This is a genomic window from Methylocucumis oryzae (assembly GCF_000963695.1).
GTDB lineage: Bacteria > Pseudomonadota > Gammaproteobacteria > Methylococcales > Methylomonadaceae > Methylovulum > Methylovulum oryzae.
The window spans coordinates 1-10,681 of sequence record NZ_LAJX01000188.1 but is presented as its reverse complement, the minus strand read 5'-3'; the positions used below and the strand labels follow the sequence as shown (position 1 = coordinate 10,681).

At 38.9% G+C, this 10,681-nt stretch carries 10 protein-coding genes; 5 read left to right on the top strand and 5 right to left on the bottom strand.

What is annotated here, in order from left to right:
- The first annotated feature begins 135 nt into the window (after positions 1-135).
- A complete protein-coding gene (locus tag VZ94_RS16385; protein ID WP_045780046.1) occupies positions 136-1,383 on the top strand; it encodes a dicarboxylate/amino acid:cation symporter in 1,248 nt (415 codons plus the stop codon).
- A gap of 241 nt (positions 1,384-1,624) precedes the next feature.
- Here the strand turns inward: VZ94_RS16385 and tldD are convergent, their stop codons facing one another.
- The 5 genes from tldD to VZ94_RS16355 all read right to left on the bottom strand — a co-directional run bounded on the left by tldD (position 1,625) and on the right by VZ94_RS16355 (position 6,693).
- The gene (gene tldD, locus VZ94_RS16375; RefSeq protein WP_045780041.1) at positions 1,625-3,064 is read right to left on the bottom strand and encodes a metalloprotease TldD; all 1,440 of its coding nucleotides are present in this window, start codon (positions 3,062-3,064) and stop codon (positions 1,625-1,627) included.
- Positions 3,065-3,394: 330 nt separating this feature from the next.
- Entirely contained in the window at positions 3,395-3,781 is a 387-nt protein-coding gene (locus VZ94_RS16370) for a response regulator transcription factor (RefSeq protein WP_204369184.1), read from the bottom strand.
- A 118-nt stretch (positions 3,782-3,899) separates the two neighbouring features.
- On the bottom strand, positions 3,900-4,268 hold the full coding sequence (locus VZ94_RS23500) for a response regulator (protein ID WP_052700657.1): 369 nt from the start codon (positions 4,266-4,268) through the stop codon (positions 3,900-3,902).
- Positions 4,258-6,171, bottom strand: a complete 1,914-nt coding sequence (locus VZ94_RS16360) for a PAS domain S-box protein (protein WP_131655600.1) — start codon at positions 6,169-6,171, stop codon at positions 4,258-4,260. The genes VZ94_RS23500 and VZ94_RS16360 overlap by 11 nt, the downstream gene beginning before the upstream one ends.
- A gap of 69 nt (positions 6,172-6,240) precedes the next feature.
- The gene (locus VZ94_RS16355; protein ID WP_275575302.1) at positions 6,241-6,693 is read right to left on the bottom strand and encodes a cysteine hydrolase family protein; all 453 of its coding nucleotides are present in this window, start codon (positions 6,691-6,693) and stop codon (positions 6,241-6,243) included.
- A gap of 552 nt (positions 6,694-7,245) precedes the next feature.
- Between VZ94_RS16355 and VZ94_RS16350 the strand changes: the two genes are divergently transcribed.
- From VZ94_RS16350 to VZ94_RS23495, 4 genes are all read left to right on the top strand, one after another.
- A complete protein-coding gene (locus VZ94_RS16350; protein ID WP_045780039.1) occupies positions 7,246-7,554 on the top strand; it encodes a hypothetical protein in 309 nt (102 codons plus the stop codon).
- Between the two features lie 93 nt (positions 7,555-7,647).
- Positions 7,648-8,868, top strand: a complete 1,221-nt coding sequence (locus VZ94_RS16345) for a PAS domain-containing protein (RefSeq protein ID WP_192828677.1) — start codon at positions 7,648-7,650, stop codon at positions 8,866-8,868.
- Complete coding sequence (locus tag VZ94_RS16340; RefSeq protein ID WP_045780037.1) at positions 8,852-9,586, top strand: sensor histidine kinase; 735 nt, start codon at positions 8,852-8,854, stop codon at positions 9,584-9,586. Before VZ94_RS16345 ends, VZ94_RS16340 begins: the two co-directional genes overlap by 17 nt.
- 25 nt (positions 9,587-9,611) lie before the next feature.
- Positions 9,612-10,511: a SphA family protein gene (locus tag VZ94_RS23495; protein WP_082081755.1), complete on the top strand. Its 900-nt coding sequence runs from the start codon at positions 9,612-9,614 to the stop codon at positions 10,509-10,511.
- The last annotated feature ends 170 nt before the right edge of the window (positions 10,512-10,681 follow it).

Sequence of the window (10,681 nt, the reverse complement as noted above, 5' to 3'; positions counted from 1 at the left end):
ATTATATTGAATTAATAACGAAAATACTAAATACAGATTAGTTTTAAAATAAAGTATTAATAGTTTTTATATTTCAAAATACACTCTTGTCTGGTGTAATAAATGCATCTTATATGCCCACCTAAAACTTTAATTATGACCTTACCATTAAACACCCAAATCCTCATCGCCGCGTTATCCGGCATCGCACTCGGCATAGGATTTAACCTGTTAGGCGCTAACCACGCTATTACGCAACAAGGTGTGTTTTTATGTAGCTTAGCGGCCGGGCTGTTCATTGACATGTTAAAAATGATTTTAGCGCCGCTGGTGTTTGCGTCGATTGCGGTCGGTATTGCAAACCTGCGTGAACACCAGCAAATTCATCGTGTTTGGCAAATGACGCTAGGCTTTTTTGCTGTGTCTATGGCATTGGCCATCGTACTAGGCTTAGCGGCAGCGAATTGGCTGGAACCCGGCAAAGGCTTGCATTTGTCAATGTTTGACCATGCGCTTAGCGGCTATCAAGCACAATCGTTAAAGCCCAGTGAGTTTTTACTTAAATTCAGCCACAGCTTGTTTATGAATCCTATCGCAGCGTTAGCGCAAGGCAATGTTTTGGCAATTGTCGTGTTTGCGCTGTTATTAGGTGTTGCGTTAGTCGTAGGTGGCGAACGCTATAAGAACCTGTTGTTCTTGTTAAAAGAATTACAAGAACTCATGTTGCTATTAGTCAGTTGGATTATGCGTTTTGGCGCCAATAGGCATCATGGCGTTATTAGCCAATTAGCGGCTAATCAAGAGCACCAACTGTTAATGAGCTTAGGTCAGTTTATCGCTTTAGTCATCACCACGACGCTGATTCATGGGTTTATCGTGTTGCCGTTATTATTGTGGTTAGTCACGCGTGTCACGCCTAAACATTTTTTCCGCCATACTCGCACGGCGCTGATAACAGCATTTGCGACTAGCTCAAGCTCGGCAACGTTACCAGTGAGCTTACGTTGTGCCGAGCAGCATTTACATGTGAAATCCGATATTGCTGGCTTTGTTATCCCGCTAGGCGCAACGATTAACATGGACGGTACGGCATTATACGAAGCGACCGCCGCGCTATTCGTCGCTAATTTAACCGGCGTCGACTTAGACTTTAGTCAACAACTCATCGTGTTTATTACTGCGATGATTGCAGCTATGGGAGCCCCCGGCATTCCCAGCGCTGGCATGGTTACCATGGTGATGGTGCTGCAATCGGTAGGCTTGCCGGCAGAAGCGATTGCGATTCTATTACCGATTGATCGCTTACTCGATACGGTGAGAACGATGGTTAATGTCGAAGGGGATTTAGTCGGTAGTTTAGTAGTGCAGAAGTTAGTTTACCGCAATGCGTCGAGTCATACTTAAGCTATTGGCTTAAACTAGCCGCTTTTGGGATAATGCCTAAACGAAGTACGTTGTGCGTACCACTAAAAAATCGTAATAAAATCAATAAAAAGGTACGCGTAGCGTACCCTACAGCGAGTTGCAAAAACCGAAAACTTAACCGTTTAAAGTATAGGTAGGGTGCGCTACGCGCACCTTTATTAACATCATAATAATCAATGAAAAAGGTGCGCACAGCGCACTACAGCAACAAAAGATTATATTAAAAATGTGTGCCACCCACCGTTAATGCATCAATTTTTAAGCTAGGTTGACCGACGCCAACCGGCACACTTTGACCGTCTTTACCGCAAGTACCCACACCTGAGTCTAGCTCTAAATCATTACCGACCATAGATACTTTGGTAAGCACATCGGGCCCATTGCCAATAAGCGTTGCGCCTTTGACAGGACGGGTGATTTTGCCATTTTCGATTAAATAGGCTTCGCTGGCCGTAAAGACAAATTTACCGGATGTTATATCGACTTGACCACCGGCAAAATTCTTTGCGTATAAGCCTTTGCTGACTGATTGAATCATTTCGTCCGGGTCATGATGGCCGGGCAGCATATAAGTGTTGGTCATGCGAGGCATCGGTAAGCTTGCATAAGACTCGCGGCGGCCATTTCCTGTGGGTGCAACACCCATTAAACGAGCATTTAATTTGTCTTGCATATACGCTTTTAAAATACCGTTTTCGATAAGCACCGTTTGCTGGGTAGGCGTCCCTTCATCATCTATGCTGAGCGAGCCGCGCCGTCCAGGTAGCGCACCGTCATCGACGATGGTACATAAGCTTGACGCCACACGCTCGCCAATGCGCCCACTAAACGCGGATGTGCCTTTACGATTAAAATCACCTTCTAAGCCGTGGCCTATCGCTTCATGCAATAAAATACCCGGCCAGCCAGGGCCTAATACTACCGGCATCGTCCCGGCTGGGGCCGGGCCTGCTGATAGGTTAACTAAGGCTTGCCGCACCGCTTCTCGACCATAATTTAAGCCACGTTCCTGTTCTAAGAAATAGTTATAATCGGTACGACCACCGCCGCCCATGCTGCCTTGCTCGCGTTTACCATTTTCCGAGACAATAACCGTGACATTCATGCGCACTAAAGGTCTAACATCAGCGACTAAATGACCTGTTTGGTCGGCGACTAAAATATGTTCATGCGAACTCGATAAGCTCACAATCACTTCTTCGATACGTGGGTCGAGTTGACGAGTATGATTTTCTACCTGTTTTAATAAGTCGATTTTGCCAGAGTCGCTTAGCGATTTAATTGGATTGTTGACTGGATAAAAGCAGTTTTTATTGCGTTGCGTAGTTAATTTAACCTGGTTATCTTGACCTTGCCGTAATATCGCTTTGACGTTATGCGCCGCTTCCATTAGTACCGGTAATTCGATACGGTCACTATAGGCAAAGCCGGTTTTTTCCCCTAATACCGCGCGTATTCCGGCGCCTTGCTCGATACTGTGACTGCCTTCTTTGATAATGCCAGATTCCATAACCCAGGACTCTGAATGGGTCGCTTGAAAGTAAATATCTGCGGCATCGACCGGCGCGCTAAGCAAGCTGCTCATGATTGTTTCAACGTCATGATCTAAAAGTCCTACCGGTGCCAAAATGGCTTGCCGTGATAAATCGAGTAATTCCATAAAATTCCTTGTGAGGCGTAGGGGCTAGCATTTGTGACTAGGCAGTATGCGTATGTGTACCAGCCGCTTGTGTTCTGTCAACTACCGGCTTTCATCTGGTTACGGTTCATTGTATCTCACTCATGTTGACTTTAGGAGTTTACCGTAAGAGCCATGTAAACCACTACTTAAATAAAAGCCCGTGATAAAGCGCATATCAGGCATTTTTTTGGCATTAGAGCGCCAGAATGGTTTAGTTTTTATTGACAGCAAAATAGAGCTGTTAATCGATAGGGGGAGTTATTGTCAATCTAGGATTATTGCGGTTTGTGCTTGATGTTTCAATTGCGCTTAGATGGTTGTGGAATCCCTAAGTATTGCTTTTGTTTGCTCAAGCAAGTCAAGTGGACTGAAGGGTTTTACCATGTAACTATCGCATTTTGCTTTAACACCTTCTTCAATGTCGCATTTTTGGCCACGAGCTGTTAATAAAATGATTTTTATCGAATCATACCTTGGAGTGCTCTTCAGATGTTTGCACAAGTCATAACCATTCATTGTGCCAGGCATCATGACATCGAGAAAAATCAGTACGGGCTTAAAATTATCTAATAATTTAATCGCTTCATCAGCACTGCTAGCTTCGGCTAATTCGCAGTCTAAAGATTCCATAGTGATTGCGACCAGTTGGCGAATATTCGGATTATCGTCAACAATTAATATTTTTAGTTTCATCATAGTTTCTATCAGAAAATTTAATTTAGAGAAAATATTTTTATGATATTGCAATCTCTCTAAGTTCTATGTAGGAAAATTCGCTATTTTAGAGTTGAGTACCTAAAAATAACTAGGTTAGTTAATTCGAAAAATATCCTATGACTAAATTAGCAGGCATTAGCCAGTTGGCGATGCCGTTTAATTGGTAACCTATATTAAAACTATTATTATGATGTTCTGCCTTGACAAAAATTAGCTTGCAAGCATTTAGGGCAGATGACTCTGCGTATGCACAAACGCTAAAACCATCAATTTTTCCACATATTCCGATATTAACTAAAATGATTTCTGGTCGTTCTTTAGCGATTATTTTGATAGCATCATCGCCATTATCGGCTTCGAAAATGGTATATGAGGAATCATACGATTGTTTAATGAGATTGCGAATGTTCTGACTATTTTCAATAATCAAAAGCTTAGCGGGAGAAGCTAGATTTTTAGTTTTCATAAGCACTATTTTTTTTAAACCACAAGCTTATTTGTGTTCCAATTTCAACTTGGCTTTCTATTTCTATTGTGCCGTTGAGATATTCCATTATTTCTTTTACTAATGACATGCCTAGCCCGGTGCCGATAACATTATAGGCATTTTCTCCTCGCCAAAACCTGTCAAAAATCTTGGTTAGTTGCTCGTTTGTCATGCCAACGCCATTATCTTTAACGCATATGCCAATCTCTGTTGGTTCGTTCAGATTTTTTCGTAATGTTGTTGAAATGATGATTTTGCTTCCTTTAGGGGAATATTTAACAGCATTGCTTAGTATGTTGTTTAATGCGCGTTTTGCATAATTGATGTCAAGATAAATGAAATCATCCCCATCAATGAAATAGGTACTGATTTGATGCTCATTATCTCGTACCATAAATTCCGTTAAAACTTGTTTAATTACAGTTTTCAATGAATGCTTTTTAAATTCGAGTTGCTTTTCTTTTAGTGCTTCAATTTTTGCCAGGTCTAATAAATCATTCAGCATCTTAATTAGGCTGGCTGATTGCTGATAAATATTTTGTAAAATTTGTCGGCTAGTGGTTTTATCAAAATCTCTTGTTAACAGTAGCTCGGTAAAACCATAAACGCTACTCATCGGTGATCTAAATTCGTGGGCAGCTGTTGATAAAAAATCACTTTTCATACGATTGATTTCATGCTCAATCGTTATATCTTGAAAATAAATAACTTTTGATAACAAATCGTTACGAAGTTTACAGATTGTTAGCTTAAATATCTTGAATTTAGAGCTGCTTGGATTATTTAATGAGTTGTTTTGAGCTTGAATTTTAATCGTCGTTGAGAAATTATCTTGCTCATTCAATGAAATAGTAGAAAATTCCGGACAACTTAGGGCATCGAGCTTTTTATTAAATGCTATCTCAGGAATTGATAACAGTTCTTGGAATGAAAAGCCTGTAATCTCGAGAAATTTCTGATTACAAGCGCTTACTCTTCCAGTGTCAGATATAGTGACAATACCATCAGGACTAATGTTAAAAATTGTATTAAGTTGATGCTCCCGCTCGACGAGTTGTTCTTCAATTTGTTTTAAGCGGGTAATGTCGGTATGAGAACCTGCAATTCTTAGTGGTTTGCCTTGCTCATTCCTAGTAATAATTCCACGAGATAAAATCCAGAGCCAGTTATTCGATTTATTTTTTAATCTATGCACGCTCTCATAGAATTGATTATTGCCCTGAATCGCTTGGTTAAAAATGTCAATGCTTTTGTCAGCATCTTCTGGATGAAGGTGGTCTTGCCATGTCGAAAAAACGTTGTTTAATTCATAATCTTTGTATCCCAGCATTTCTTTCCAGCGCGGCGATAAATAAACTTCGTTGGTTTCGATATTCATATCCCAGATGCCATCATTGCAAGCAGTTGCAGCGAGTTCAAAGCGCTCTTTATTTTCTTTTAACTCGTTTGCGGTTTTTACTCGTTTATTAATATTTACGAATCTTCCAACGATGTATTGAAAGTCTTCTGGAGTAGAGGTGATATGTTGTTTGATGGATGTATCGAACCATAATAGCTCGCCCTGCTGATGTATAAAGCGAATTTCTATAGTGTTGCTTGATTTCTTGTTAAAGGAATCAACGAAATATTCTAAGTCTTCAGAAAATATGTAATTAAATATAGGCTGGCCTAAACTTTCTTGAATAGTAAAACCTGTATGCGTCTCCCATGCTGAATTTAAAAAGGTTAATGTGCCAGACTTATCAGTGGTAAAGACAATTTCATCTAGTTGCTCGATTATATCTTTAAAGCGGGCTTCATATTCTGATAGAGCGTTTACTAGCCGGTAATTAGCTTGTGTATACAACCTATCTTTTGCCGTTTCAATTTCTTCGTTTGTCATTAATACATCCAATTGTAGAGCTTTTGACTTGCTAATAAGCGGCTTGTAATGGTTTTGTAATCAACTACATCAGCGTAGAGTGGAAAAATTTGCTCGCAGTAAAATTTTTTGTTCAAATAAAGTGCGTGCAGATGTGCAGTCGCTAATAATGGTTACTTTAAAACCGATTTCAGTTGCATAGCGTGCCGTAGAGTCTATGCAAATAGAGGTTACTGCCCCAGCTAACAAGATATTTTCGATTTTTTTTGTTCTTAAGTAAGACTCTAGCTTCGTGTCATTAAAAGCATTAAAGCCATGTTTACCACTTAAGTAGTCAATTCTATTACCAAAAGCCAACAGTTCTGGAATGATTTGACTACCAAGCTCACCTTCTTGAAAAGCGCCAAGTTCTTTTATGAGTTTTAAAATTCCTACCGGTTCGTCATCAAGTTCCTGATAATTTTTTGAAAAAGTAATAGGTGTTGATACAACAGATAGTTCTGTTAATTTTAGGGAATTAATCAGAGCCACTGTGTTATTCACTATATTATTTTATTTTACTTTGTTCAATAGCACTGCTGAGGATGCCAGTGCTAGAAAAATAGTCGTGTTGAAAACCTATTAAAATTAAAGCTGTGTCGCAGAGCTTCATTATAGTGTCGCCTTAGAAAATTTAATTATTGGTCATTAAGGATGATGCAGTATTTTCATATTTTGCCAATATGTTGATTATATTTTCTATATAAGCAGATTATCAATAAAATTTTGTGGGAAATATTTATAAAAAGTGAATAAATAGTTAAAATGGCATCTAAGATGTGAGTTTGTTAAAACTAAATTTTAATAACAAAAAACTGGCTATAACCATTTATCTGTTTATTTGCTGACGTTAAGACACTCATAACCAACAGTAGAGCTGTGTTATTCACAAAGTAGGTGTCAAATTTATTAAATGTCTTAAAACAAGTACGAGCTAAATCTGTTTTATGTCGAAAAAATCCACTCATAGAAGTATTGATTTATTTAAGTGGGTATGGAGCGCGTATGTTAAAACCTCGTTAATACCCTTACTGATATTAGAGTTTGGTTTAATAAGTGTTTATTTTTTTAGTAATCACTTCTTTACTAAAGAAAAATATTAAAACTATTCAATCTATAGCAAAGCATCAGCTAAGCCATCTTGCCCTCAGAGAAGCGGATGGCGTTAATCATCAGTTAAGTACTATTAGTTATGCGGCAACTTACTTACAAGCATTTGCTGCTAAAGTGATGTCGAATAGCGGTAATTCGGTAGTTATGGACGAGCCATCCCGCTTTGCGTTCTCTCCTAGTGGGGCTTATTACACTATAAAAGATACCGGCGCGAGTGCTGTGTATTTTAGTGGCGTTTTTTCCCATAGGTAAGGCTGAACAGAACAAAGCCATGCGGAGTGCAGGCCTGGACCCAGCGTTTGATTGGGATAAAAAATGCATTTCCTTTTAGTGCGTCAAACGTATATGAATACTTATGATTCACTAAACCGTATTTATCCTTATTTTGACGTGATTAATCAATATCCGGAAAAAATGGATATACCCAAATATAATTTTTACTATGAAGCCGATGCGCAACACAATCCAAGTCGTGGGCCTGTTTGGACCGATGTTTATTTCGACCCGGCTGGTCAGGGCTGGATGACCTCTTGTATTGCGCCTGTTTACAATCAACTAAATCAGGAATTCTTAGAAGGGGTCGTCGGAATAGATATTACGGTTCAAGACATTATTAATGAAGTGAATCAATTGTCTATACCTTGGGAGGGTTATGCCGTATTAGTTAGTCGTGCCGGAACCATATTAGCCTTACCACAACAAGGTGAAAAAGATTGGCGGGTCCAAGGGTTGACGGAGCGAAGTTATGTGGGTGTTGTTAAGTGGGATACATTTAGAGAAAGGGAGTTTAATATCTATGCGAACCCTTTGATCGAGAATTTGATTAAAGGTGAACCGAATGGAATCAGCCATATTAAGTTAGCTTCAGACAAATTATTATCATGGGCTACTATTCCGATTACTGGTTGGAAAATTATTCTTGTTGCAGAAGAAGCTAGAATTTTTGAACCAGCTAATACGCTCGCTAACCATCTTGAGCAGATTGCGTGGTTAATGATTATAGGCATGTTCTTATTTTACTTGGTCTTTTTTTACATTTTGTATTTACGTGCAAGAAATATGAGTCTTTCTATTTCAGAGCCACTAAAAAAAATAGATATGATGGTGATTGATATTGCTAATGGAAAACCCGTTCAGGTGACAGATGAGTTTGCCGTAACAGAATTAGATTCAACGGTTAACGGTATCGTTGTAATGGGGCAGAAATTAGAATGTGCTAATACTGACTTAAATAATGCACTAAATGAAATTACTAAAAAGTCTGAGCAGTTACAGACAATTTTCGATGTCAGTCCTAGCGGCTATGTATTAATTAATCAGTGTGCTGACGTTGTGTTAGTCAATAGAGCATTTAGTGAATTTACGGGTATCAGTCAATCAGCAGCCCTGAAATTAACAGAATCAGAGTTGATTACTCGTTTAGCGGAATTAACTGAATTGCCTATTGATATTGCAAAGTTTTCTAATGATTTATTTCGTATGAAATTAATATGGCCGCAATTAAAGATTTTGCTATGTGGCGCTAAAGAAATTTTCATAAATAACTCGAGTGAGTTTTTTAGGTAAAGTTTATTATTTTCATGACATTACCAAAAACGAGGAGATAGAGAGAATCAAGAATGATTTTTTAGCTCATGCTACCCATGAGTTGCGTACGCCTTTAACCAGTATATTGGGTTACAGTGAGTTATTGACTATGGAAAAAATTCCAGTCCATCGTCAGGTAAATATATGTTTTACGATTTATGAGCAAGCTAAGCATTTGAATAAATTGGTCAATGAGTTATTCGACTATACAAAAATCATGGAGAGAGGTCGAGGAGATTTAACTATTTTAACGTACTCATTGACGCAAATTATCGAAGAGGCGATTGTCGATACGAGATTTTCTAAAAATAGAGGTGATATTGTATTTCATAAACCTACTCATAATCTCATGGTGCAAATTGATGTTGCCGGATTTAGACAGGTATTGATTCATCTTATTGATAATGCGATTAAATATTCTCCAGAACGTGCTTACATCTTTATTGACACGGTTTATCACGAACTGACACATAAAGTTGAGGTTAATATCGTCGACGAGGGCATAGGAATGACCGATGAGCAAATATCAGCGGCTTTTGAGCAATTTTATAGAGTAGATAAAAGTGGTGCAATCCCTGGAAATGGTCTAGGTCTTTCACTTGCTAAAGAAATAATTACGTTACTAGATGGTGAGATTCAACTATACAGTACGCTCGGTATAGGTACACGTGTGTCAATTACGATGCCGACTGTTTAATTTTTTCAGTTATGGCTCTGTCTTTATGAATGTTTCGAATAATTGTCTTTGTATTACTATCCCTATACTAGTGGTATTAAGTGTACTCAGTTGTACTGGGCAAGCGGCAGAAAATGGTGGTAGTAGCTATTTACCTGGCTTTTATGGTGATTTTGGTATGGCGCTAATGCCGACTTCCGGCAATTACCTGAGTAATTTTGCGGGTTATAATACTGCTGAAAGCTCAAATGCCAGCAATGAACTGATATTTGAGTTGCCTGGAATTCTTCATATCACAGACGTTAAGTTACTAGAAGGAAAGTATTTATTTGGCTTTTTTCCGTATGTGCTTCATACCCAAGCTGAAAGCGTTTCTGGTTCAGATGTAAGTTCTAGCGCTAGAGCCGGTTGGGGGGATATGTATGCCTTGCCTGTAGCGTTTTCTTGGCAGTGGCAACAGTTTTCTTTGTTGCTGTTTGAGGGTGTGGTCTTGCCGACGGGATCGTATGATAAAAATAGTAGTTTAAATCAAGGCAGAAACTATTGGACGTTAGATAGTAACGTAGCTATAACATGGCAGCCTTTAAACACTTCGTATGAGTTATCACTAAATTTAGGTTATATGGTCAATACGACAAATACGGCAACGGACTACCGAACAGGTGATGAACTCCATCTTGATTATTTACTAGGTTATTACATTAATTCAAATTTCGGTCTAGGTTTAGCTGGCTCGTACTATCAACAACTTACTGAAGATCAAGGGCTTAGCGTGCCAAGTAATTTACCATTAGCTGAGTACAGTAGTATTGGACCTGCCATTTTGTATAATTTTAAGCTAGATGCTAGAGACATAAGTCTGTCATTGAAATGGTTGCACGAATACGGGGTTAATAATCATATTTCAGGCGATTACATTATTTTGCGGACGTTTCTAAATTTTTGATAGGCTTATATAAATAAGATAAACCGCGACCAATCAGAAAGCCATAGTTTTACATACCCGTCATTCCGGCATGGATTGCCGGAATCCAGTGCCATGGATGGCGCTCTCCAAATCCCCCTGTGTTCTTGCCGAGATGACGACCCGGAGACGAAATACGGTTCTCAAATTGG